This window comes from Phytopseudomonas straminea, from assembly GCF_900112645.1.
GTDB lineage: Bacteria > Pseudomonadota > Gammaproteobacteria > Pseudomonadales > Pseudomonadaceae > Aquipseudomonas > Aquipseudomonas straminea.
Window position 1 is genome coordinate 1 of sequence record NZ_FOMO01000001.1, and the last position, 25,258, is coordinate 25,258.

The following is a 25,258-nucleotide window of genomic DNA, read 5'->3' on the forward strand; positions in this document are numbered from 1 at the left end:
AACGCCCTGTTCGACCAACCCGTGCAGGCGCAGCCCGACTCCCACGTCAACGAGCGCGTGCGCTACACGGTCGGTGGCCAGCTCCTGGCCTACGAGCGCCTGTCCAGCTCGTTTCCCGGCAACTCGATCAACGCCGTGAAAATGAATATTCCGGTGGGCTACGAATCGGAACTGATCGCCCACGAGGGCGTGGAGTTCTCCTACGTGCTGGCCGGGCATATCGTCTACACCATCGAAGGTCGCGACTATCCGCTCGGCCCTGGCGACTCGGTGCACTTCGATGCCGGCAAGCTGCACCGGCTGATCAATGCCGCCGACGAGCCCGCCGAAGTGCTCACCATGACCACCATGCAATTGTTCGGCGATAGCCCGGCGCAAGAGTGATTTTCGCCCCAATTCAGGGCAAATATGCGCAATGTTAGTGCCGCTTAATTTTTGTTGACCGAAATTTCAGAATGACTTAATTTCGAGCCCGACCCGGTGGGCTATCCGCTTTCACCGCATATCGAGCTCGCGCTGAACCCAGGCGCGAACAAAAAGAAAAAAGAGGTTCGCATGCGCATGTCTCTCCTGTGCAAGGCTCTGCTCACGGCAGGTCTGCTCTCCAGTGTTTCGCTCGCCCAGGCCAGCAATCTGGTGTATTGCTCCGAAGGCAGCCCGGGCGGTTTCGACCCCGGCCAGTACACCACCGGTACCGACTTCGATGCGGCCTCGGAAACCATCTTCAACCGCCTGGCCGAATTCGAGCGTGGCGGCACCAAGGCTCAGCCGGGCCTGGCGACTTCCTGGGACATCAGCGAAGACGGCCTGACCTACACCTTCCACCTGCGCGAAGGGGTCAAGTTCCACACCACTGATTACTTCAAGCCGAGCCGCGAATTCAACGCCGACGACGTGCTGTTCACCTTCAACCGCATGCTCGACCGCAACCACCCGTTCCGCAAGGCGTACCCCAGCGAGTTCCCGTATTTCACCGATATGGGCCTGGACAAGAACATCGCCAAGGTCGAGAAGAAAGATGACCACACCGTGGTCTTCACCCTCAAGGAAGTGGACGCCGCGTTCGTGCAGAACCTGGCGATGAACTTCGCCGGCATCCATTCCGCCGAGTACGCCGACCAGTTGCTCAAGGCTGGCAAGGCCGCAGAAATCAACCAGAAGCCCATCGGCACCGGCCCGTTCGTGTTCAGCCGTTACCAGAAGGACGCGGCGATTCGCTACAAGGGCAACAAGGAATACTGGAACCCGGATGACGTGAAGATCGACAACCTGATCTTCTCCATCAACACCGACGCTTCGGTGCGCGCCCAGAAGCTGCGTGCCGGCGAGTGCCAGATCACCCTCAATCCGCGCCCGGCCGACCTCAAGGGCCTGCAGGCCGACAAGAACCTCAACGTGCCGACCGCCCCGGGCTACAACCTGGGCTACATCGCCTACAACGTGACCCGCGCGCCGTTCGACAAGCTCGAGGTGCGCCAAGCGCTGGACATGGCGGTGAACAAGAAAGCCATCATCGACGCCGTGTACCAGGGCGCCGGCCAGCTGGCCGTCAACGGCATGCCGCCGACCCAGTGGTCCTACGACGAGTCGATCAAGGACGCGCCCTACAACCCGGAAAAGGCCAAGGAACTGCTCAAGGCCGCCGGCGTGAAGGAAGGCACCGAAATCACCCTGTGGGCCATGCCTGTGCAGCGCCCCTACAACCCCAACGCCCGTCTGATGGCCGAAATGCTGCAGGCCGACTGGGCCAAGGTCGGCGTCAAGGCACGCATCGTCAGCTACGAGTGGGGCGAGTACATCAAGCGCGCCCACGCTGGCGAGCACGACGCCATGCTGATCGGCTGGACCGGCGACAATGGTGACCCCGACAACTGGCTCGGCACCCTGTATGGCTGCGCTTCGGTAGATGGCAACAACTTCTCCAAGTGGTGCAACGCCGAGTACGACAAGCTGGTAGTGGCCGCCAAGCGCGTGACCGACCAGAACGAGCGCAGCGAGCTGTACAAGCAGGCTCAGGTGGTGCTCAAGCGTGAAGTGCCGATCACCCCGATCGCCCACTCCACCGTGTACCAGCCGATGCGCACCAGCGTGAAGGGCTTCCAGATCAGCCCGTTCGGGCGTAACAGCTTTATCGGTGTCAGCAACGACTGATTGGCCGCCTCGCGGACAACCGCGCGGCGACCCGCCAACCGACAAGCCTGGGTGACCAGCGCGATCAGCGCTCAGTCCTCGGGCTTGCCACTGGCAACGACCGATGATGCACGCATCCTTCTGAAAACCGGCTCACGGCCTGCCCCTTGCAGGCCGTACGTCTATGCTGACCTCAACCGCGGGGGACATCCGATGAAGACACTACCGCTACGCGCTGCCCTGGCCGCCCTGGTTCTCGGCGCCGCCGGCAATCTGGCCGCCAAACCGCTGGTGGTATGTACCGAGGCGAGCCCCGAGGGTTTCGACATCGTGCAGTACACCACCGCGGTGACCGCCGATGCCTCGGCCGAGACGGTGTTCAACCGCCTGGTCGACTTCAAGCCCGGCACAACGGACATTCAGCCGGCGCTGGCCGAAAGCTGGGAGATCAGCGACGACGGCCTGACCTACACCTTTCACCTGCGCAAAGGCGTGAAATTCCACACCACCGATTACTTCACGCCGAGCCGCGAATTCAACGCCGACGACGTGCTGTGGAGCCTCAATCGCCAGCTCGACCCCAAGCACCCGTGGCACGCCAAGGCCAGCGTGGGCTATCCCTATTTCGAGAGCATGGCGTTCCGCGACCTGCTCAAGTCGGTGACCAAGACCGACGACCACACCGTGGTCATCACCCTGAACCGCCCCGAAGCCCCGTTCCTGCGTGACATGGCCATGCCCTTTACCTCGATCTACTCCGCCGAATACGGCGACCAGCTGCTCAAGGCCGGCAAGACCGGCGAGCTCAACAGCAAGCCGATCGGCACCGGGCCGTTCATCTTCCAGCGCTACAACAAGGACGCCCAGGTTCGCTTCAAGGCCAACCCCGACTACTTCCGCGGCAAGCCGCCGGCCGACCCACTGATCTTCGCCATCGCCACCGACAACAACACCCGCCTGCAGAAGCTGCGCGCCAACGAGTGCCAGGTGGCGCTGTACCCCAAGCCTGATGACGTGCCGTCGATCAAGGCCGATGCCAACCTCAAGGTCGACGAGATCGAGGCCATCGTCACCGGCTATATCGCCATGAACACCGAGCACAAATACCTGAGCGACGTGCGCGTGCGTCGGGCGATCAACCTGGCCTTCGACCGCCAGCGCCACGTCGAACAGCTGTTCGGCAAGGGCAACGCGCTGGTGGCGGTCAATCCGTACCCGCCGGTGCTGATCGGCTACAACGACGATAACCGCAACCCGCCCCGCGACCTCGACAAGGCCCGAGCCCTGCTCAAGGAAGCCGGCGTGCCGGAAGGCGCCGTGATCACCCTGTTCACCCGCAGCGGCGGCGGCCAGACCAACCCCAACCCGCGCCTGTCGGCAGAAATGCTCCAGGCCGACCTTGCCGAGATCGGCCTGAAGCTCGATATCCGCGTGATGGAGTGGGGCGAGATGCTGCGCCGTGCCAAGAAGGGCGAAGGCGACCTGGTGTCCTCCGGCTGGGCCGGCGACAACGGCGACCCGGACAATTTCCTGACCCCGCTGCTGAGCTGCGATGCGGCGAAAAACGGCGAGAACTATGCGCGCTGGTGCAACCCTAAGTTCCAGGACCTGATCACCCAAGCCCGCGGCGTGACCGACAACGATCAACGTGCCGGCCTCTACCGCCAGGCTCTGGCGATCTACGCCGAGGATCAACCCTGGATCAACGTGGCCCACCCGAAACTGTTCACCGCCATGCGCAAGAACGTCGAGGGCTATCACATCAGCCCACTGACCAATAACAACTTCGCCACCACCCAGGTGAAGTAGATAAAAACACACCGTCGGCGGTACACACGCCGGCGGGCTGCCTGACCGGCCAATGAGGTACCTCCCACGATGTTGAGTTTTATTGCCCGGCGCCTGGGCCTGCTGATCCCCACGTTCTTCGGGGTTACGCTGCTGACCTTCGCGCTCATCCGCATGATCCCCGGCGACCCCGTGGAAGTGATGATGGGCGAGCGGCGCGTCGACCCGCAGATGCACGCCGAAGCCATGGAGCGTCTGGGCCTGAACAAGCCCCTGTATGCCCAGTACTTCGATTACATCGGCCAGCTGGCCCAGGGCGACCTGGGTGAATCGCTGCGCACCCGCACCCCGGTGTGGAGCGAGTTCACCACCCTGTTCCCCGCCACCCTGGAGCTGACCCTGGCCGCGCTGCTGTTTTCCGGCACGCTGGGGCTGATTGCCGGGGTGATCGCCGCGCTCAAACGGGGCTCGTTATTCGATCACGGGGTGATGGGCATTTCCCTGGCCGGCTATTCGATGCCGATCTTCTGGTGGGGCCTGCTGCTGATCATGTTCTTCTCGGTGTGGCTCGGCTGGACGCCGGTATCGGGGCGTATCGACCTGCTCTACGACATCCAGCCGGTGACCGGCTTCATGCTGATCGACACCCTGCTGTCCGACGAGGAAGGCGCGTTCGGCAACGCCCTGCGCCACCTGATCCTGCCGGCCATCGTGCTGGGTACCATTCCGCTGGCGGTGATCGCCCGCATGACCCGCTCGGCGATGCTCGAAGTGCTGCGTGAGGACTACGTGCGCACCGCCCGCGCCAAGGGCCTGTCGCCGGCCCGCGTAGTGTTCGTGCACGGCCTGCGCAACGCACTGATTCCGGTGCTCACCGTGTTCGGCCTGCAGGTCGGCACGCTGCTCGCCGGGGCGGTACTGACCGAAACCATCTTCTCCTGGCCGGGCATCGGCAAGTGGCTGATCGAGTCCATCGGTGCCCGCGACTACCCCGTGGTGCAGAACGGCATCCTGCTGATCGCCTGTCTGGTGATCCTGGTCAACTTCGTGGTGGACATCCTCTATGGACTCGTTAACCCACGCATTCGCCACCAGCGCTGATAAAGGAGCCTGAAATGTCCCTGCATTTGGCTCGCTGGAGCTATTCAGAAAACACCAACGTATTCGTAGCCTGGGTTGAGCAGCGCGATACCCAGGTCGCTCTCTCCCGGGTGTCGCTGCGCTCGACCCGGGCTACGCCAAAATCAGCTATTCATGAGGTGCGAGCATGACCTCGACCACCACCACACCGCTGGACCAGGCCCTGGTCTACCCCTCGCCGCTGAAGGAATTCTGGCGCGCGTTCAGCCACAACAAGGGCGCTGTCGCCGGCCTCGGCTTCATGCTGCTGATGGTGTTCTGCGCGCTGTTCGCGCCATGGATCGCGCCCTATTCGCCCAGCGAACAGTTCCGTGACGCCCTGCTGACCCCGCCGGTCTGGCTCGAAGGCGGGCAATGGCAGTTCATCCTCGGCACCGACGAAGTCGGCCGCGACCTGCTCTCGCGCCTGATCCACGGCGCGCGCCTGTCGCTGCTGATCGGCCTGGCCTCGGTGGTCATCTCGCTGATTCCCGGCCTGCTGCTGGGCCTGGTCGCGGGCTTTTTCCCGCGCCTGATGGGCCCTTCGATCATGCGCCTGATGGACATCATGCTGGCCCTGCCCTCGCTGCTGCTGGCCGTGGCCATCGTCGCCATTCTCGGCCCAGGCCTGATCAACACCGTGATCGCCATCGCCATCGTCTCGCTGCCTTCCTACGTGCGCCTGACCCGCGCTGCGGTGATGGGCGAGCTGAACCGCGACTACGTCACCGCCGCCCGCCTGGCCGGCGCTAGCCTGCCGCGGCTGATGTTCATTACCGTGCTGCCCAACTGCATGGCGCCGCTAATCGTGCAGGCGACCCTGAGCTTTTCCTCGGCGATTCTCGATGCCGCCGCCCTGGGCTTCCTCGGCCTGGGCGTGCAACCGCCAACGCCTGAGTGGGGCACCATGCTGGCTTCGGCGCGCGACTACATCGAGCGCGCCTGGTGGGTGGTGACCCTGCCCGGCCTCGCCATCCTGCTTAGCGTGCTGGCGATCAACCTGATGGGCGACGGCCTGCGCGATGCGCTGGACCCGAAACTCAAGAATGCGATCTGAGGAGGCCGCCATGAACCTGTTCTGTACCACGGCCGCCCCTGCGATTCGATGGAGGCCACCCGATGAGCCTGCTGGAAATAGACAACCTGAGCGTGCGCTTCGGCGACGCCAACGCCGTGCCGGTGGTCGACGGCCTCGACCTGAAAGTCGACAAGGGTGAAGTGCTGGCCATCGTCGGCGAGTCCGGCTCAGGCAAGTCGGTGACCATGATGGCGCTGATGGGCCTGATCGACGCCCCCGGCATCGTGCGCGCCGACCGCCTGACCTTCGACGGCACGGACATGCTGACCCTCAAGGGCCGCCAGCGTCGACATATCGTCGGCAAGGACCTGTCGATGATCTTCCAGGATCCGATGACCGCCCTGAACCCCAGCTTCACCGTGGGTTTCCAGATCGAGGAGGTGCTGCGCCAGCACCTTGGCCTCAAGGGCAAGGCCGCGCGCCAGCGCGCCCTGCAACTGCTCGAACGCGTGGAAATCCCTGGTGCGGCCAGCCGCCTCGACGCCTTCCCGCATCAGCTCTCCGGTGGCATGAGCCAGCGCGTCGCGATCGCCATGGCGATTGCGGCCGAGCCCAAGCTGCTGATCGCCGATGAGCCGACCACCGCCCTGGACGTGACCATCCAGGCGCAGATCATGGAGCTGCTGCTCGACCTGCAGCGCGAACAGAACATGGGCCTGGTGCTGATCACCCATGACCTGGCCGTGGTCGCCGAAACCGCCAACCGCGTCTGCGTGATGTACGCAGGCCAGGCGGTCGAGCTAGGCCAGGTGCCGGCGCTGTTCGACGCACCGACCCACCCCTACACCGAAGCGCTGATCAAGGCGATTCCCGAGCACAGCCTGGGCGCCACGCGCCTGTCGACCCTGCCCGGCATCGTGCCCGGTCGCTATGACCGACCCCACGGCTGCCTGCTGTCGCCGCGCTGCCCCTACGTGCAGCCCAAGTGCCGCGAGCAGCGCCCGGCCCTGGAACCCCACGAGCGCGGCGCGGTGCGCTGCTATTTCCCGCTCAATCTGAATGCCGAGGTGGCGTGATGACGACCGTTCTGACCGCACGCCAACTGACGCGCCACTACTCCGTGTCCCAGGGGCTGTTCAAGCCCGCCGCCACGGTACAGGCGCTCAATGGTGTGTCCTTCGAGTTGCAGGCTGGCAAGACCCTGGCCGTGGTCGGCGAATCCGGCTGCGGCAAATCCACCCTGGCCCGCGCCCTGACACTGATCGAGGAGCCCACCTCGGGCTCGCTGCAGATCGCCGGCCAGGAAGTCAACGGCGCCAGCGCGCAGACCCGCAAGCAACTGCGCCGCGACGTGCAGATGGTGTTCCAGAACCCCTACGCTTCGCTCAACCCGCGCCAGAAGATCGGTGATCAGCTGGCCGAACCGCTGCTGATCAACACAGGCCTGTCGCGCGCCGAGCGCCGCGAGAAAGTGCAGGCGATGATGAATCAGGTCGGCCTGCGCCCCGAGCACTACCAGCGCTACCCGCACATGTTCTCCGGCGGCCAGCGTCAGCGCATCGCCCTGGCCCGCGCCATGATGCTCAACCCCAAGGTGCTGGTGGCCGACGAGCCGACCTCGGCGCTGGACGTGTCGATCCAGGCCCAGGTGCTCAACCTGTTCATGGACCTGCAGGAAGAGTTCCAGACCGGCTACGTGTTCATCTCCCACAACCTGTCGGTGGTGCGCCACGTCGCCGACGACGTGCTGGTGATGTACCTCGGCCGCCCGGCGGAAATAGGCCCCAGCGAAAAGCTCTACGAGCGCCCGCTGCACCCGTACACCAAGGCGCTGCTGTCGGCCACGCCGACCATCCACCCGGACCCGAGCAAACCGAAGATCAAGATCGTCGGCGAGCTGCCCAACCCGCTCAACCCGCCACCCGGCTGCCCGTTCCACAAGCGCTGCCCATACGCCACCGAACGCTGCCAGACCGAGCTGCCGCTGCTGCGCCCGCTCGATGGCCGGGAAGTGGCCTGCCACCACGCCGAGCAGTTTCTCTGATCGCCCACCGGGCGCAGCTAGACGCTGCGCCTGGCGGAACAAGAGCCTGTTCACGATCGTTCTGCCGGGCTTTATCTATGTGATCGCTACGTAACTGGATCGGCCGTTCGCGTAAATTGTAGGAGGGGCTTTAACTCCGAGCTCTTTGCTTGCCTTAATAAAAAACTCGCGGCTAAAGCCGCTCCTACGCAACCTTTGAATGTCCGGTTCGCGAGCACGCTTCTCAGTACACATCCCGCCGATACCGCCCCTGCTCCACCAGCCCTTCCACAACAGCCTCACCCAGCACGTCTCGCAGTACCTGATCCACACCCGCCGCCATACCCTGCAAGCTGCCGCACACATAAACCGCAGCACCCTCGGCAATCCACGCCCGCAGTTCATTCGCGGCCTCGCGCAGGCGATCCTGCACGTAAATGCGCTTCGCCTGATCACGGGAAAAGGCCAGATCCAGCCGCTGCAATTGACCGCCTTCGAGCCAGGCCTGCAACTCGTCACGGCAGTAGAAGTCGTGCTCGGCGTTGCGCTCGCCAAACAGCAACCAGTTGCGCGCGTGCCCGGCAGCGATGCGCGCCTTGAGCAGGCTGCGCAGGCCAGCCAGTCCCGTGCCGTTGCCGATCAGGATCACTGGTCGGTCATCCTCTGGAACATGGAAACCGCTATTACGCCGTACCCGCGCCAGCAACTGCTCGCCAACCGGTAGGTGCGCAGTCAGCCAGCCGGAGCCGGCACCCAGCTCGCCATTGGCCAGCTGCTGCTGCCGCACGATCAGCTCCAGCACGCCATCCTCGGGCAACGAGGCGATCGAATACTCACGACTGGGCAGCGGTACCAACGCCTCGAGCAGCGCCTGGGCGTGCAGGCCGACCAGGTGGCTGGCGCTGTAAGGCAGTTGGCGACCAGCCAATGCCTCAGCCAGCGTGTGGCCCAGTGGTTCGATGATGACGGACGCCAGCGCCTGCAAACCGTGGGCCTGCAACCAGCGCTGCACCTGTGCTTCGCCATTGCGCGGAAGAATTTCCAGAATGTCGCCGGCCTGCCACTGCGCACCGGCTGGCGGCTGCAGGCCGACCACCCAGGTGCCCGCGCCCTGGCTGCCCGGGTTCAGGCAACGACGTTCACGCAGCACCCAGCCATCGAACGGCACCTGCTGCACGGCCATTGGCTGCACGCCAGTCAGCTCGGACAACTGGCGCTGCCAGTTCTGCAGAGCAGCTTGGTCATCGCCATCCACCTCGATACGCTCGCCCAGGCGCTGGGCGCCACGCCCGGCCAGCCAATCGTCGACACGCCGGGCAAAGCCGCAGAACTGCGCATACTGGCGATCCCCCAGAGCCAACACCGCGTAACGCAGGCCGTGCAGATCCAGCGTCGCCGCCAGCCACTGGCGCTCAACGCCACGGGCGCTATCCGGCGCTTCACCGTCGCCAAAGGTGCTGAGCACCAGCAGCGCGCGAGGCGTGGCACTGAGCCTGGCGGCGTCGATTCGCGCCAGCGGCTGCACCTCCACGGCCAGGCCGGCGGCCTGCAATTGCCCGGCGGTCTGCCAGGCCAGTTGCTCGGCAAAGCCGCTCTGGCTGGCGAAACCGACCAGCCAGGGCTCACCACCCTCGCTCCCGGCAAGCGCTTGACGAGCGGCCAGCGCTGCACGCTTCTTGCGGCGACGGTCCAGGTACAGCAGCAGGCCGGTGACGAAGAACAGCGGCATCACCAGGCTGGCAACCATCATCAGGATGCGCCCGGTCATGCCGAAATACTCGCCGGTGTGCAGGGCGTAGACGCTGGCCAGCAACCGCGCCTTGAAGGACTTGTCGGCATAGCGCTCGACCTGCTTCGCCTCGCCGGTCAGTGGGTCGAGTTGCATCTGGTCGAAGGCGCGGGTGTGCTCGGCGTCGCGCAGCATGAAGAACACCCGCGCCAACTGGCCGGCTGCGTTGGGCAACTGCAGGCTATAGACGCCAAGACGGTCACCGGCCGTGCGCTGAATGCCCTGCCAGAGGTTGGTGTAGTTCACCGGCGGCATCGCTTGCCCTTCGGGTGGTGGCCCGCGGCGACCGCGCTCCTCGCCAGCAGCCCGCGGCTTGTCACTGAGCAGGCTCTCCAGCCCGCCGCGGTACCAGTCGTAGGACCAATACAGGCCGGTCAGCGCTGCACACAGGTACAGCGGCAGGCACCAGGTGCCGACCACCGAATGCAGATCCCAATTGAAGGCGCGGCCCTTCTTGGCCCAGTCGAACGTCAGCCAGGCGCGCCAGCTCCACACCTTGCGCGGCCAGCGCAGGTAAAGCCCGGATAGGCAGAAGAACACCAAGGCGATGGTGCAGGCACCGGTGATCTGCCGACCGCTCTGGCCCATGGCCAGAAAGCGGTGCAGCTGCAACATCAGGCCGAAGAACTGCAGGCCGCGAGGGGCCTCGAAGATCTCGGCTGTATAGGGGTCGACGAAGCGTATCCCGCCGCGCCGTTCACCAGGCGGCGGCGTCAGGAACACCCGCGTCGGCTGGCCGCCCTCGGTATCCACATACAGCCCGGATACGCTGAGCCCCTGAGCCTGCAAGCGCTCGACCATTTCGCCCGGTTGCAGCACATCGCCCGCCTGAGCGGTCACCGCCATCTCGGGGTTGATCGCCAGCAGGATCTCTTCCTGAAAGCTGTACAGCGCGCCGGTCACGCCCATCAGGGCCAACACCAGCCCGGCGGTGATGCCGAAAAACCAGTGCAGTTGGAACAAGACTTTCTTGAACACGATTAACACTCAGCAGATGGACACGACTCGAAGCCGCGCGATCATAGGGTCTGTTGCCGTTTCAACGCGAGCCGCGTTGTCGCGAGAAATCTCGCCAGGCGAGGCGGAGGACGCAGGGAATGGTTATTCCCTTGCCAAGTCCTCCAACGACGCATGGCGAAATTTCCCGCACAACCCGAAGGGCCGGGCCCGTTTTGCCGCGATACTGCGTTTCTCGCCGGCTCATTTGGCCAGCCAAACTTCGCGGCTCGTGCCTTGCCTCGCGGCAAAACGGGCTCCGGCGCGGCCGTGCGTGAAACGGCAACAGACCCTAGATGAGAATCATTTAAAATGCTCGTTTTTTACCTGCTCTTTACCAATCAGCGAACGCCACACAGGCAAAAGCCCCGTCGACGCCAGACGTCAACGGGGCTCAAGGGCGCCTATCAGAAGCTGTAAGTCGCCGACAGCAGCGCCGAACGACCATCGCCATACTCGATGGCCGAGGAACGCGCCGCGGCACCGGCCTGCTGACGCACGCGCTCAACGTAGTCCTCATCGAACAGGTTGTTCACGTTGAGCTGCAGGTCGAGGTTCTCGTTGACCTTGTAGCCGACCATGGCGTTGTGCAGCCAGTAGTCGTCCAGCTTGGCGCGGGTACTGGAGGTCACGTTGCGCTCGCTGACGTAACGGGCGCCGTAACCGATGCTCCAGCCCGCAGGCAGCTTGTAGGTGGTCCACAGGTTGAAGGAGCGTGGCGGCGTATTGCCCAGCGCCTGGCCTTCACGGTCGGCCCCGGCTGGCGTGTCGGCAGCCTTGAGGGTTTCGCTATCGAGGAAGGTGTAGTTGGCGAACACGTCCCACCGCTCGGTCACGTGACCGGTCAGGCCCAGTTCGACGCCGTCGACGCGCTGCTTGCCGGCCAGCTGCGTGGAGCCATCGGACATGGTTTCCCGGGCGTTGCTCTTCTCGACGCGGAACACGGCGGCGTCCAGCTCCACGCGGCGCTCGAATAGCTCCCACTTGGTGCCCAGCTCCCAGGTTTCGTTCTTCTCGGGGCTGAGGTCAGCCGTGGCAGCGGTCAGGCCACCGCCCGACGACGCCAGGTTCTCGGCAGAGGGGTTGTAGGAGTTGCCCCAGGCGACGTAGAAGCGGCCGTTCTCCACCGGTTTGTAGACCAGGCCAAGCCGGCTGCTGGCCTTGCGATCATTGGACTCGAAACGGGTGGTCGGCTGGTGAGTGGCGTCGAATGCCCGCGCCTGACCGTCCATCCAGTCCACCCGTACGCCGCCGTTGATGTCCCACTGCTCGTTGAGGGCGATGGTATCGAACAGGTAGATGGCCTTGTCGACCAGCTTGGTCTCGGTGTAGCCGCTGGTGGCCTTGTTGGTAGCGCCGGCCCAGTAGCCCGGCGGGTTGCCGAGATCGAAGATTGGATAGGGCCCGGCACTGGTCAGGTTGTAGCTGTAGGTGCGCAAGTCCAGGGTTTCGCGGGAGATTTCCGCACCGACCACCAGGTTGTGGGCCAACCCGAGGGTATCGAAGGCGGCCTTGAGGTTGCTCTGGTTGATCCACATTTCGGTCTCGGCATCGCGGCCGTAGCCCTGCGGGCCTGCCGGACGGTAGCTGCCGGCCGGCACCCCGGTGGTGTTGACGTGGGAGGCGGACACCGTTGTGTCGCGGTTGACCCGGCTGTAGCGGGTCAGGTTCTGCAGGCTCAGGTTGTCGTTGAAGTCGTGCTCGAAGTTGGCGGTGAGCGCGCTCTGCTCGATCTTTTCCTTGTCCAGGTTCTTCCAGCCGAAGTAGGCGTCGCGGTCCACACCGGCCAGGCGTTTGCCATCCAGGGCCGGCACGCCGTAATCGGGCAGGTTGTCGTCTTGCTGATGGTGCAGGCTGAGGGTCAGCCGGGTCGCCTCGCTGAAGCCCAGGCGCAGCGACGGGGCGATCCCCCAGCGCTCGTGATCGATCTCGTCGCGACCGGCGACGTCGTTCTGGTGGCCCATCAGATTCAGGCGCACGGCACTGTCGGTGCCCACGCCTTCGAGCGGCTGGTTGGTGTCCAGGGTGGTGCGATAGTAATTGTCAGTGCCCAGGCTGCCGCCGATGCGGGTAAAGGCACGGTTCTGCGGCTGCTTGCTGATCACGTTGATGCTGCCGCCAGTGGTGCCGGCGCCGCCGAATACCGAGTTCGGCCCTTTGATGACCTCGACCTGGTCGATGTTGAAGGTGTCGGTGCGGCTGGTCTGGGCGCTATCACGCAGGCCGTCGATCTGCATGTTGGCGTTGGCGCTGAAACCGCGGATGTTGATGCTGTCGCCCGAACCGCCGCCGCCCTCGCCAGCGTTGAAGGTAATGCCCGATACGTTGGACAGTACCTGGCGCAGGCTCAGGGCCTGCTGCTCCTCGATGACCTTCTTGGGCACCACGGTGATGGTCTGCGGGGTATCAAGCAGCGGCGCAGTCATCTTCGCGGACGCGGACTGCTCGACCTTGGAGCTTTCCGCTTCCTGGGCCTGGATCTGTATCTCCCCCAACTGCAGCGAGCCGGCACGCGCAGTGGTCTCGGCCGCCAGGCTGGCCAAACTACAGGACGCCAGCGCCAGGCCAATGGCCGAGGCGAGCAGGCAGGGTTGTGGACGACGTGTCAGCGTTTTTTTTGTGTGTTGCATGGTATGTCTCCCCAGAAAGCCGGGAAGAATAATTGATAATTATTATCATGCAACAACAATAATCATTCACACCCGTATGTATAGTGGCCGTGCTTCGACCTGCCAGCTCCAGCACCAATTTCTTCGAATGAAATGCCCCGCGATCAGCGGGCCAGCACGCGCTTGTCGATGGCCGCCAGGTCGCGACACCCTGTCAGGGCCATCGCCACCTCCAGCTCGGCGCGCAGCAGTTGAATGACATGCGCCACCCCCGCCGCGCCGGCTGCCGCCAGCCCATGGATGTACGGCCTGCCAATCAGCACCGCATCGGCGCCGAGGGCGAGGGCCTTGAGAATGTCGGTACCGCGACGAATGCCACCGTCGAACAACAGCGGCAGGCGGCCCTGCAGCGCATCGGCAATCGGCTCTAGGCAGTCGAGGCTGGCCGCCATGCCGTCGAGCGTGCGGCCACCGTGATTGGACACGATCAGGCCGTCCGCGCCCTGCTCTAGCGCTTCGCGGGCGTCCTCCACTTCGGTCACGCCCTTGAGCAACAACGGCAAGCGGGTGATCGAGCGAAGCCAGCGAATGTCCGCCCAGGTCGGCGCCGCGGCGAGCAGGCTACCGCCCAGCAGCAGGGCGCCATTGCTTGCCGCCGGCTGCGCGGCGGGCGCGCGAATGCCCTGCAGATTGACCGCCTGCACGTCGGCCGGCAGCACGAAGCCGGCACGTTGCTCGCGGTTGCGCACTCCGTTGACCGGCGCATCCACGGTCAGTACCAACGCGCGATAGCCGGCCGCTTCGGCGCGCCTCACTAAAGCTTCGGTGAAGTCACGATCAGGCTGGACGTACAACTGGAACCACAGCGGATTGCTGGCCGCAGCGGCGATGTCCTCTAGGCTCGCGCTGGCCTGGGTGCTGACGATCATCCCGGCCTGCAGAGCATCGGCGGCCATCACCGTGGCCAGTTCGCCGTCCGGGTGGGCGAGCTTCTGGAAGGCCACCGGCGCCAGCAGAATCGGAAAATCGTGGGTCACCCCGAACAATTCCCGGCGCGTGTGCCCACCGCTCAGGTCGCGCAATACCCGGCTGCGCAAACGCAGGCGCTGGAACGCCTCCAGGTTGGCCTGCAGAGTCAGCTCATCGGCCACACCACCGTTGACGTAGGCCCAGGCCTGCTCGCTCATGCGCGCCTGGGCGTAGGGTTGGTAATCGCTGACCGAGGCGATGCTCGGGGGAATCTGCTGCAGCTTCTCCATGCTCAGGTGTTCGCCCAGTGCCGCAGCAGGTTGTGGTACACGCCGGTCAGGCGGACCACCTCGGGGCTTTCCGGCAACTGCTGGCTGATGCCCTGGATGGCCTGATCCAGCTCGAACAGCATGCTGCGCTGGCCATCCTCGCGCACCAGGCTCTGGATCCAGAAGAACGAGGCGAGGCGTACGCCACGGGTCACCGGCATCACCCGGTGCAGGCTGGTGCCGGGATACAGCACCAGGTGCCCGGCCGGCAGCTTGATGCTGTGGCTGCCGTAGGTGTCCTCAATCACCAGTTCGCCGCCGTCGTACTCATCCGGCTCGCTGAAGAACAGGGTGGCCGACAGGTCACTGCGCACCCGGTGCGGCGTGCCGGGCACGCTGAAAATGGCGTTGTCCACATGATTGCCATAGGTGCCGCCGCCGGCATAGCGGTTGAAACGCGGTGGCAACACCTTGAGCGGCAGCGCGGCGGCGACGAAGCGCGGGTTGGCACCCAGGCAATCGACGATGAAGTCGCCAAGCTGTACCGCCAGCGGATCATCCTGGGCCAGTTGCTGATTGTCCTTGGCGCGCTGGGCGACATGCCCGGCCGTGCCGCGACCATCCTGCCAGGCGCCCTGCTCCAGCGCGACACGGCACTGGCGCAGTTGCTCGGGCGCCAGCACATCAGGGATGGTCAACATCATGAACGGACTCTCGCGAACGCCTAGTAGAGAATGATTCTAAGGCGCAACAAGTAGGCGAGAGAAGCCAGCCCATGAAAAATAAACGCCTGCACCGAATCCAGAGCAGGCGTAGCGGTATCCAGGAAGGAAAAACAGCGCTCTCGGTGGCTCAGCGCAAACGCCACATTTCGAACGGCCTAGCCAACACGAACAGATCGCGAGCAACGCTTTCCGGGTACTGGTCGAGCGGCGGCGCATCGGGCAGGTACAGCGCGGCGGCGTCGAGGGTCGACAGCGAGAACTCCAGTTCCGTACCAGCGGCCTGGAACAGGCCGATGACCGCCTCGACTTCCGCCGCACAGCTGCAATTGACCCGGCGCCCGGCGTAGAAGGCGTTGAGCTGGTCGCAGACCTTTTCGGCAGTCAGGCCGGTGGCCTCGGCTTCGAGCAGCGACAGGCCGAGGTCTTCCTCACAGGCCGCATCCAGGGTGATGGGGCTGACCGTCGGCTTGACGATGGCGGACATACTCCTGCCTGGCACCGCGGCACCGACTTCGATGGGGACAGGCCCCTGCACGCTCTGGTAGAAGCGAACGGCCATGGCGCCTTCGAGCATTCCCGGGATCTGTTTCACGATTCCACTCTAATCATCGACTCAACGAACGCGGCACCATCCTGCGCCGCAACGGGACGGCATTGTCGGCGCCTGATGTTTAAGCAATGTGACAGTGGCAGCGCAGCCGGATTGCCCGGCTGCGCATGCGGGCGTCAGACCACGCCCTGGGCTAGCATGGCGTCGGCCACCTTGACGAAGCCGGCGATGTTGGCGCCCTTGACGTAGTTGATGCCGCCATTTTCATCGCCGTGACGCACGCAAGCGTTGTGGATGGACTGCATGATGCCGTGCAGTTTCTCGTCCACCTCGCCTTCGCTCCAGTGCAGGCGCATGGCGTTCTGCGACATTTCCAGGCCGCTGACCGCCACGCCACCGGCGTTGGAGGCCTTGCCCGGGGCGAACAGGGTGCCGTGCTCGATGAACAGGTCCACCGCATCCAGCGTGGTCGGCATGTTGGCGCCCTCGGCCACGCACACGCAGCCATTGCCGAGCAGCGCGCGGGCGTCGTCGAGGTTCAGCTCGTTCTGGGTCGCGCAGGGCAGTGCGATGTCGCACGCCAGGCCCCAGGGGCGCTGGCCAGCCTGGAAGCGCAACGCACCGCCGTCGAGTTCGCTCAGGCGGCCACGCTTCTGGTTCTTCAGCGCCATCACGTCCTGCCAATGCTGCTCGCTGAAGCCCTCTTCGACATACAGCGTGCCTTCGGAATCGGAGAAGGAAACCACCTTGCCACCTAGGTCCATGACCTTGCGCGCCGCATACTGCGCCACGTTGCCGGAGCCCGAGATGGCCACGCGCTGACCGTCGAAGTTGCGCCCGCGAGTCTTGAGCATTTCTTCGGCGAAGTACACGCAGCCGTAGCCGGTGGCTTCCGGGCGGATCAGGCTGCCGCCGTAGGTCAGGCCCTTGCCGGTCAGCACCGAGGTGAACTCGTTGGCCAGGCGCTTGTACTGGCCGAACAGGTAACCGATCTCGCGGCCACCGACGCCGATGTCACCGGCCGGCACATCCAGGTTGGCGCCGATGTGGCGGTACAGCTCGGTCATGAACGACTGGCAGAAACGCATCACCTCGGCGTCGCTCTTGCCCTTGGGGTCGAAGTCCGCCCCGCCCTTGCCGCCGCCCATGGGCAACGAGGTCAGGGAGTTCTTCAGGGTCTGCTCGAAGGCCAGGAACTTGAGCACGCTCAGGTTCACCGAGGGGTGAAAACGCAGGCCACCCTTGTACGGGCCGATGGCGCTGTTCATCTGGATGCGCAAGCCTCGGTTGACCTGCACGCGCCCGGCATCGTCGACCCACGGCACGCGGAACAGCACGGCACGCTCCGGCTCGACCAGACGCTCCACGATGCCCGCCTCCAGATAACGCGGATTGGCTTGCAGGAACGGCCACAGGCTACGCAGCACTTCCTCCACCGCCTGGTGGAATTCGGGCTGGTGAGGATCGCGTTGTTTCAGGCCTTCGAGGAAATGATCGACGGACATGCTCATGCAGGCTCCCTGGCGTCTTGCTGCGCCGCGCAATGAAAAGTGGCGGGACTCTAGCAAGAACGCCACGCCCTTAAAAAGGGCAAAATGACGCCTTTATGAAACTTTTTGGTGCTTTACTATAAATACACCCTCAAAAACAGGGCTTTCAACAACCCCTGTAGCGCACCAAACAAGCCTCATTGCGCACCATAAAATCACTCCTCGCGAATGGACTGCCAGCTCAAGCCGAAACGCGCCAGGTACTTGCGCAGGCGATCCGCGTCGTTGGGCTGGGCCTTGGCCTGGCGACTGATGTCGAACAAACGCCTGCCCGCCTCGGACAGGCTGCCCGCCTGTCGACAGATATCGATCACCGCCTGCAGTTGCAGACGGTCGAACAGATCGATATCACCTGCGGCCTCGCCCAACAGAGTCGACAGGTCATCCTCCGCTCCCGAAACGCCCCAGGCGCGCCGCAGCCGCTCGATCTCTTCCTGTACCTGACCCTCGTCGATGCGCCCGCTGTCGGCCAGGGTCGCCATGCGCGTGATCGAGGCCGACAGCTCGCGGAAGTTGCCTTGCCAGGCGGCTTCGCCGGAGCTGGCGAAGGCCAGGTAGCGGCGCCGCGCCTCCAGGTTGAAGCGCACCATTCGCCCTTGTTCGCGCGCATGGCGCTCGAGCTCGAAATCGATGTTCGGCTCGATGTCTTCGCGGCGCCCGGCCAGGCCCGGCAGCTCGAAGGTCCACAGGTTGATGCGCGCATAAAGGTCTTCACGAAACAGCCCTTCGGCGACCCGGACGCGCAGGTCGCGATGGGTGCCGGCGATCAGCAGGAAGTCGCTGCTCACCTCCTTGTCCGCCCCCATGGGAAAGAAGCGCTTTTCCTCGACGGCCTTGAGCAGCATGGCCTGCTCGTCCAGGCCCAGTTCACCGATCTCGTCGAGAAACAGCATGCCGCCATCGGCGGCGCGCAGCAGGCCATCGCGGGCATTTTGCGCACCGGTGAAGGCGCCCTTGATATGACCGAACAACGCCGACATGGCGCCGTCGCCGCGCAGGGTCGCGCAATTGACCTCGACGAAGCGGCCATCGACCAGATGACGGCTGCGCTTGAGCTCGTAGACGCGCCGGGCCAGGAACGACTTGCCCGCACCGGTCGGGCCGATCAGCAGCATCGGTGCCGAGGAACGCACGGCGACCCGCTCGATCTGCTCGATGGAGCGATTGAACGCCGCGTTGCGCGTGGCGATGCCGGACTTGAGAAACGCCAGCCCCTCCAACCGCTCATGCTGGAAGCGCGTGGCGATACGGTCGTACCGCGACAGGTCGAGGTCGATCAGCGCATGGGTGCCGGTGACCTGCGCCTGCTCATCACGCTTGCGCGCCGGCGAGGTCTGCACCAAACGCGCCGGCAGGTAGCGCGCCTCGGTGAGCAGGAACCAGCAGATCTGCGCCACATGGGTCCCGGTGGTGATGTGCACCAGGTAGTCCTCACGCTCGGTATCGAAGGCATAGCCGCTGGTGAAGTCATGCAGCGCGCCATACACCTCCTCGAAATCCCAGGGATTGCGCAGGTGCATCGGCTGCAGGCGCACCTCGGTTTCCGGGGAGATCTGCTCGATGTCGGCGCGGATGCGCTCGGCCAGGCTGATATCACGTGCGTCGGTGCCGTGAATCAGCTCCAGGCGATCGATCAGCAAATCCGGCTGCTGACACAGCCCGATACTCGGCCGCCACTTGTTCCAGCGATTGGCGCCCTTGCCGACCCGATCCAAAGTGGCGCCGATGAAGCCGATGGCGACGGTTTTCTTTGCTCTCATAGTTTATCCATAGAGATAAATTCTGATAACAGAATATCCAAAACCTCAGACCAGACCAGCCCTCGATAACTTCATGAGAATCCTTAGATATATAAAAATATATAAATATCAATAATTTAAAAATAATAACCGCATCCACAAAAAAACTGGCACGGCTATCGCTATATCCATACTGAGCGATCACTGATGCAGCTTGCAGAAAGCTGAATCGGCAAGAAACACGGGAACGCTTGAGCAGGCCTGGAAAGAACCTGCGCAGCGCAGGAGAAGATGCCGTGAAAAGCAACAAGCAACGCCGCCGGGAAATCCGTGAGGCACGCGCAAAACGCAAGCTGCGCCAGGCTGCATCGGCCAGCTGGCCTGCGAGCCAGATGCCGCCACCCGGCAGCATTGCGGTCAACCGCGCCAGCGTCGCGCCTTACTACAGCTATGACGAACCGCTTTTTGTCCAGCGCGGTTGGTACCAGGACCTGCCATTCACCTGCCGCGATTGCGGCGCTGGGCAAATCTGGACGGCAGCTCAGCAGCGCTGGTGGTACGAGGTGTGTAAAGGGCAGGTATTTTCCTCGGCAGTACGCTGCCGTGCCTGCCGATTGAACAAAAGGATTCGCGATGGCCGGGAACGTCCCGACGCCGACCGGGCCATAACGCAAACAGGAGCATGACGAGATGAACGAGAAAACCTACAACCTACTGGAAGTTGCCAATGGCAAGCCGATCAAACTGTGGACCCAAGGCGTTCCGGTCGAGGAAGACGCCAAGCAGCAACTGATGAACACCGCGAAGATGCCCTTCATCTTCAAGCACCTGGCCGTGATGCCAGACGTGCATTTGGGTAAGGGCTCGACTATCGGCAGCGTGATTCCCACGGTCGGCGCCATCATCCCGGCGGCGGTCGGGGTGGATATCGGCTGCGGGATGATTGCCGCGCGCACCTCGCTGACCGCCGCCGACCTGCCGGATAACCTCGCCGGGTTGCGCGCCGCCATCGAGAAGGCCGTGCCCCACGGTCGAACCACCGGTCGGGGTGCTCGCGATAAAGGCGCCTGGGAAAACGTGCCGGAGCTGACCGACCACGCCTGGTCGGCCTTGAGCGAGCGCTTCAAGCTGATCACCGACAAATACCCGCGGCTGGAGAAGACCAACAACCGCAAGCACTTGGGAACACTGGGAACTGGTAACCACTTCATCGAGGTCTGCCTGGACGAAGCCAACCGGGTCTGGTTCATGCTGCACAGCGGATCGCGCGGTGTGGGTAACGCCATCGGCAACCTGTTCATCGAACTGGCCCAGGCCGATATGCGCCAGCACATCGCCAACCTGCCGGATCGCGACCTGGCCTACTTCGAAGAAGGCAGCCAGCACTTCGCCGACTACGTGGAAGCGGTGGGCTGGGCCCAGGACTTCGCCAAGCAGAACCGTGCATTGATGATGCATGCGGTGATCGCAGCGGCCCGGGGCGTCATCGCCAAACCGTTCGAAGTCGCCCTGGAAGCGGTCAACTGCCACCACAACTACGTGCAGAAGGAGCGCCACTTCGGTGAAGAGGTACTGGTAACGCGCAAGGGGGCGGTGTCCGCCAAGAAGGGCGAGCTGGGCATCATCCCCGGCTCCATGGGCGCCAAGAGCTTCATCGTGCGCGGCCTGGGTAACGAGGAGGCGTTCTGCTCCTGCAGCCACGGCGCCGGTCGCACCATGAGCAGAACCCGCGCCAAGAAGCTGTTCACCGTGCAAGACCAGATCAAGGCCACGGCCCACGTCGAATGCCGCAAGGACGCCGACGTGATCGACGAAATCCCGATGGCCTACAAGGACATCGACCAAGTCATGGACGCCCAGCGCGAGCTGGTGGAAGTGGTGCACACCCTGCGTCAGGTGGTGTGCGTGAAAGGATAGCGATTATGAAATATCTGAAAGAGTGGCTGCAGCGGTTGAGAAGCCGCCCGGTCTCCGGCGACTACTGGGAAGACCGTCGCCATCACGAAGCATTGGAAGCCCTCGCTGGCTGCAAGGGCGAAGGCGACTGGCTCACGCTGAGCTGTCATGGCAACGGTTTCGTGCGCGAGGTGGCGGTGCGTGAACTGAGTGAGTTGCCTTCACCAGAAGCCCTGGCTGCCCTGCTCGAACGAGTCAACGATTGGGTGCCACAAGTACGTCAGTTGGCCAATGCTGGTTTGCAGCGCTATTTCACGCCCGAGCAGGCGCCAGCGTTGCTGCATGCCCTACAACCGCTGATAGCGCTTGCCGAGCGCCAACGCGCCGACCACGGCCAGGTACTGGTGGCAGCCCGTACCGTGTTGCAGGGTGCCGAAATACGCGATGCGGTGCTGACGGCATTCCTCGCACAACAAGGCAAAAGCGCTCGATTTCTGTTCGACCTGCTGCTGGAGGCGAGCGATGAGCCGACCGAACTGCTAGGCAAGGCATTGGCTCACCGTGAGATGACGGTGCGCCAGATGGCGGTTTCGGCCTGCCAGAAGCTGCCCGTGGAACAGGCCGTGCCGCTGTTGCAGCACGCACTGGCCACGCCTGGCGCCAGCGTGCGGGTCAAAGCCCTGCATGCGCTGCTGAGCAAGCTCGACGACCCACGCGAGATGCTGCGTGGCGCCCTGCTGGACGCCTCGCCGGCGGTGCGCAGCCTGGCTCGCTGGGCGGCGCCGCGCTGGCAGCTCGACGCACGGGAAGTGCTCGCAAAGCGACTTGACGCCGCCCTGCCAACGTCCAAGCGCGAATGGCTGGGCGTACTTGGCCTGACCAGCGAACTGGAGGTCAGCCTGGATGAGCGCTGGCGCGCTGCAGCGCTTCGTTCGCCCATGGCCAGCGTGCGCCTGGCGGCGCTGACGAGCCTCGGCGACGGGCACCTGGGCGAACAGTTGGCGATGCTGGACGATCCGGCCGACAAGGTTTTCGCCAAAGCCTGCGAACGTCTGAGCTGCCAGCCCTGGGATGCATTGCAAGCTGAGCTCGACGGCCGCCTGGATCGTGACTGGCAGAGCCTGTCTGACCACCGCCGGGCCGCCCTGATGGCGCTGCGGCCACGCTGGCAACAACTGGCCTACCTGCTGCGTCGCCTGGATAACGATGTCCAGCAGCGCAACTACTGGCTGACCTCGATCGGCAACTGGTGCCAGCAGCAATACCTGATGGTCGACCCGAGCACAGCGCCAGCCGAGCGCCGCCAGTTGCTTGCCCGGGTTGCCGAACTGCAGGACAGCGGCGCCCTGCCGCCAGGTTGCGTGACGCGCCTGACGTGAAACAACCGCCAGCTTACAGGATGAGGTGAAGCCATGCTGCAACCGATGCAAAGCCAGCGACTCGATGAACTGCGCACCCGCCTGGAAGAGGCGGGCTGCGTGTTCGATTTCGTGGTGACCACGCTCGATCCGACCGCCACACCTGGCGAGGCGGAGCATCGGCAGGCCCTGGAGTTGCTGTTCGAGACCATCCAGGCGCGCGCTCGGATCTGGCAACAGAAACTGATCGCCCAAGATGCTCGTTACGCAAACCACCGCTGGTCCAAACTGACGGCGGATCTCGCTCAGGCCCGCTCACAGCCGCTCACTAACGACGCAATCCGCGAGCTGGCCAGCGAGAACGGCCTGCTGTGCCGCAACTTCCGTAACCCGCCCTACGGCACCCCGTTGCAAGTGGCGGACTTCCGCGAGTGGCTGCACATGCTGCGGCTGTATCCCGATGAACAGCTGCAGGTGTTCGATTGGGTCGGCGATGCGCACGAAGATCCGCAGCGCAGCGCCTGGAGCGATTATTTCGACGACGGCAAGGAATGGTGGGGCATCTGGTGCCTCACCCTGTACAACCCGCGACGTCGGACATTGTCCGCGCTGGCCGCCAGCGCGACAGACTAGACAAGGATGCAAAGACATGGACAGGCAACAACGCCACCCCCTCAGCGACGCCATGCGCGCGCGGGTGCTGGCTGAACTCGAACGGGTCGAGCGCGAACGCAACGTCAAGGTGCTGTATGCCTGCGAATCGGGCAGCCGCGCCTGGGGCTTCGCCTCGACGGATAGCGATTACGACGTGCGCTTCGTCTACGTGGAAAAACCGGACTGGTTCGTCCAGGTAGATGAAGGCCGCGACGTGATCGAGCGCCCGCTGGACGACGAGTTGGACGTCAGCGGCTGGGAGTTGCGCAAGACCCTCGGCCTGCTGCGCAAATCCAACCCGACGCTACTGGAATGGCTCGACTCGCCCCTGGTGTACCGCCAGGAAGATCAAGCCACGGCGCGCCTGCGCGAGCTGGCCGAGCATTTCTACAGCCCGCCGGCGGCGCGTAACCACTACCTGTCGATGGCGAAAAAGAACTTTCGCGGCTACCTGCAGGGCGAGACGGTGCGCCTCAAGAAGTACTTCTATGTGCTGCGCCCGCTGCTGGCCGTGCTGTGGATAGACCAGGGCCGTGGCCGCCCGCCGATGACGTTCGCCGATCTGTTGCAGACGGTGGGCGACTCGGCGCTGCTGGCCGAAGTGGACGAACTGCTGGCCCTCAAGCGTAGCGCCGACGAGTCCGCCTACGGCCCGCGCCGCCCTGCCCTGCACGCCTTTATCGAGGCGCAGCTGGAGCGGCCGGTGCCGGCGCTGCCGCGTACCCAGGCGGACAGCGGCCTGCTTGACGCCTACCTACGCGAAATGGTCAGCCGCTACGCCTGAACCAAGCCCGTAGCCTGGGTCGAGCGAAGCGACACCCGGGACGATCTCCCGGCCTACCACCGAGAGGGACGCGGAGCGTCCTGATGGACATTCCCACGCGGAGCGTGGGAACGATCAAGATCAAAGGATTCACCATGAAAAAGGATATTCTCGAACTCGACGGCGCCATCGGCGGCGGGCAGGTGCTGCGGACGGCGCTGAGCCTGTCGATGATCACCGGCACACCGTTTCGCATCATCAACATTCGCGCCAGGCGTAGTCGCCCGGGCCTGCTGCGCCAGCACCTGACCGCCGTGCTCGCCGCTGCCGAAATCAGCGGCGCCGAGGTTGAGGGCGCCGAGCTGCACGCCACCCGCCTGGTGTTTCGCCCCGGCCCGATCCGCGGTGGTGACTACCGTTTCGCCATCGGCTCGGCGGGTAGCTGCACCCTGGTGCTGCAGACCGTTCTGCCGGCCTTGCTGCAGGCCGCCGAGCCAAGCCGCGTGCAGATCAGCGGCGGTACCCACAACCCGGCCGCGCCGCCGTTCGACTTCCTCGACCGGGCCTGGCTGCCGCTGCTACGGCGTATGGGTGGCCGGGTCGAGTTGCAGTTGCATCGCCATGGCTTCGTGCCGGCCGGTGGCGGCGCGCTGGAAGCGTTCATCCAGCCGTCGCCGCTGATGCCCCTGCACCTGCCCGAGCGGGGCGAGGTGCTCGAACAACGCGCCGACGTGCTGCTGGCCGGCATTCCCGGCCACGTGGGCGAGCGCGAGCTGGCTCGCGTCGGCAAGCGCCTGCAATGGCCGGACGCCGACCTGCACTGCACCTGGCTGGACCAAGAGCATGGCCCAGGCAACATCCTGACCCTCACGGTGGCCTGCGAGCAGCTCACCGAGCAGTTCTGCGCATTCGGCCAGAACGGCGTTCGCGCCGAGGCTGACCAGCGGCGCAGCGGTGGCCGAGCACCTGGCCGACCAGTTGCTGCTACCGATAGCGCTGGCCGGCAGCGGCAGCTTCACCACAACGCATCTGAGCGAGCATCTGCAGAGCAATATCCAGGTGATCGAAGCCTTCTGCCCGGTGGCGGTTCATTGCACGCCGACGGGCAAGGCGTTGCGGGTTGAAGTCGGCGGCAGGGCCTGACGATCATTTTATGTGAGAGCTGGTGGGCTGAAGCCCACCCTACATGGGGCGCGCGAAATGTAGGATGGGCGCCAGCCCATCAATTGACTGCAGTCGGAAGGTGAAAACGGGCGGTGACCTGCTTTTGTGGGAACGGGCGCGGACGCTTAGTCCCATGCCCGTGATTTTTC

20 protein-coding genes and 1 pseudogene are annotated in these 25,258 nt (G+C 64.3%); 14 read left to right on the top strand and 7 right to left on the bottom strand.

Translation table 11 applies throughout. The features are described 5' to 3' along the window. The 8 genes from BM279_RS00005 to BM279_RS00035 form a co-directional block, all read left to right on the top strand. A partial coding sequence (locus BM279_RS00005) for a cupin domain-containing protein (protein WP_093499789.1) occupies positions 1–384 on the top strand: 384 nt, incomplete at its 5' end. A gap of 171 nt (positions 385–555) precedes the next feature. Beyond that, complete coding sequence (locus BM279_RS00010; protein WP_093499791.1) at positions 556–2,151, top strand: ABC transporter substrate-binding protein; 1,596 nt, start codon at positions 556–558, stop codon at positions 2,149–2,151. A 192-nt stretch (positions 2,152–2,343) separates the two neighbouring features. Beyond that, a complete protein-coding gene (locus BM279_RS00015) occupies positions 2,344–3,939 on the top strand; it encodes an ABC transporter substrate-binding protein (RefSeq protein ID WP_093499793.1) in 1,596 nt (531 codons plus the stop codon). 69 nt (positions 3,940–4,008) lie between these two features. Next, positions 4,009–5,019, top strand: a complete 1,011-nt coding sequence (locus tag BM279_RS00020) for an ABC transporter permease subunit (RefSeq protein ID WP_093499795.1) — start codon at positions 4,009–4,011, stop codon at positions 5,017–5,019. 14 nt (positions 5,020–5,033) lie between these two features. Further along, positions 5,034–5,189: a hypothetical protein gene (locus tag BM279_RS23310; RefSeq protein WP_167363071.1), complete on the top strand. Its 156-nt coding sequence runs from the start codon at positions 5,034–5,036 to the stop codon at positions 5,187–5,189. After that, positions 5,186–6,094, top strand: a complete 909-nt coding sequence (locus BM279_RS00025) for an ABC transporter permease subunit (protein WP_093499797.1) — start codon at positions 5,186–5,188, stop codon at positions 6,092–6,094. The genes BM279_RS23310 and BM279_RS00025 overlap by 4 nt, the downstream gene beginning before the upstream one ends. A 62-nt stretch (positions 6,095–6,156) precedes the next feature. Next, on the top strand, positions 6,157–7,131 hold the full coding sequence (locus tag BM279_RS00030; protein WP_093499799.1) for an ABC transporter ATP-binding protein: 975 nt from the start codon (positions 6,157–6,159) through the stop codon (positions 7,129–7,131). Further along, positions 7,131–8,099 carry a peptide ABC transporter ATP-binding protein gene (locus BM279_RS00035; RefSeq protein WP_093499801.1) on the top strand — a complete coding sequence of 323 codons (969 nt, stop codon included), beginning with the start codon at positions 7,131–7,133 and terminating at the stop codon, positions 8,097–8,099. Before BM279_RS00030 ends, BM279_RS00035 begins: the two co-directional genes overlap by 1 nt. 223 nt (positions 8,100–8,322) lie before the next feature. Here the strand turns inward: BM279_RS00035 and BM279_RS00040 are convergent, their stop codons facing one another. The 7 genes from BM279_RS00040 to rtcR form a co-directional block, all read right to left on the bottom strand. After that, entirely contained in the window at positions 8,323–10,845 is a 2,523-nt protein-coding gene (locus BM279_RS00040) for a sulfite reductase flavoprotein subunit alpha (protein WP_167363072.1), read from the bottom strand. 425 nt (positions 10,846–11,270) lie between these two features. Then, complete coding sequence (locus BM279_RS00045) at positions 11,271–13,493, bottom strand: TonB-dependent receptor (RefSeq protein ID WP_093499804.1); 2,223 nt, start codon at positions 13,491–13,493, stop codon at positions 11,271–11,273. A 143-nt stretch (positions 13,494–13,636) separates the two neighbouring features. Then, positions 13,637–14,731, bottom strand: coding sequence for an alpha-hydroxy acid oxidase (locus BM279_RS00050; RefSeq protein WP_093499806.1), 1,095 nt, complete (start codon positions 14,729–14,731; stop codon positions 13,637–13,639). Positions 14,732–14,733: 2 nt separating this feature from the next. Beyond that, on the bottom strand, positions 14,734–15,414 hold the full coding sequence (locus tag BM279_RS00055) for a Fe2+-dependent dioxygenase (RefSeq protein WP_093499808.1): 681 nt from the start codon (positions 15,412–15,414) through the stop codon (positions 14,734–14,736). 148 nt (positions 15,415–15,562) lie between these two features. After that, on the bottom strand, positions 15,563–16,027 hold the full coding sequence (locus BM279_RS00060) for a hypothetical protein (RefSeq protein ID WP_143103557.1): 465 nt from the start codon (positions 16,025–16,027) through the stop codon (positions 15,563–15,565). A 134-nt stretch (positions 16,028–16,161) separates the two neighbouring features. Continuing rightward, the gene (gene gdhA, locus BM279_RS00065; RefSeq protein ID WP_093499812.1) at positions 16,162–17,496 is read right to left on the bottom strand and encodes an NADP-specific glutamate dehydrogenase; all 1,335 of its coding nucleotides are present in this window, start codon (positions 17,494–17,496) and stop codon (positions 16,162–16,164) included. A gap of 194 nt (positions 17,497–17,690) precedes the next feature. Continuing rightward, on the bottom strand, positions 17,691–19,295 hold the full coding sequence (rtcR, locus tag BM279_RS00070) for an RNA repair transcriptional activator RtcR (RefSeq protein ID WP_093499814.1): 1,605 nt from the start codon (positions 19,293–19,295) through the stop codon (positions 17,691–17,693). Positions 19,296–19,570: 275 nt separating this feature from the next. On the opposite strand from rtcR, the gene BM279_RS00075 reads away from it, so the two are divergent. The 6 genes and pseudogenes from BM279_RS00075 to rtcA all read left to right on the top strand — a co-directional run bounded on the left by BM279_RS00075 (position 19,571) and on the right by rtcA (position 25,088). Next, the gene (locus tag BM279_RS00075; protein ID WP_167363073.1) at positions 19,571–19,960 is read left to right on the top strand and encodes a zinc-ribbon domain-containing protein; all 390 of its coding nucleotides are present in this window, start codon (positions 19,571–19,573) and stop codon (positions 19,958–19,960) included. Between the two features lie 4 nt (positions 19,961–19,964). After that, a complete protein-coding gene (locus BM279_RS00080) occupies positions 19,965–21,191 on the top strand; it encodes an RtcB family protein (RefSeq protein ID WP_093499816.1) in 1,227 nt (408 codons plus the stop codon). A gap of 5 nt (positions 21,192–21,196) precedes the next feature. Continuing rightward, positions 21,197–22,549: a HEAT repeat domain-containing protein gene (locus BM279_RS00085; RefSeq protein ID WP_093499818.1), complete on the top strand. Its 1,353-nt coding sequence runs from the start codon at positions 21,197–21,199 to the stop codon at positions 22,547–22,549. Between the two features lie 33 nt (positions 22,550–22,582). Further along, complete coding sequence (locus BM279_RS00090) at positions 22,583–23,161, top strand: hypothetical protein (protein ID WP_093499820.1); 579 nt, start codon at positions 22,583–22,585, stop codon at positions 23,159–23,161. Positions 23,162–23,177: 16 nt separating this feature from the next. After that, entirely contained in the window at positions 23,178–23,966 is a 789-nt protein-coding gene (locus BM279_RS00095; RefSeq protein ID WP_093499822.1) for a nucleotidyltransferase domain-containing protein, read from the top strand. A 134-nt stretch (positions 23,967–24,100) separates the two neighbouring features. Next, positions 24,101–25,088: pseudogene (rtcA, locus tag BM279_RS00100) on the top strand (RNA 3'-terminal phosphate cyclase). The last annotated feature ends 170 nt before the right edge of the window (positions 25,089–25,258 follow it).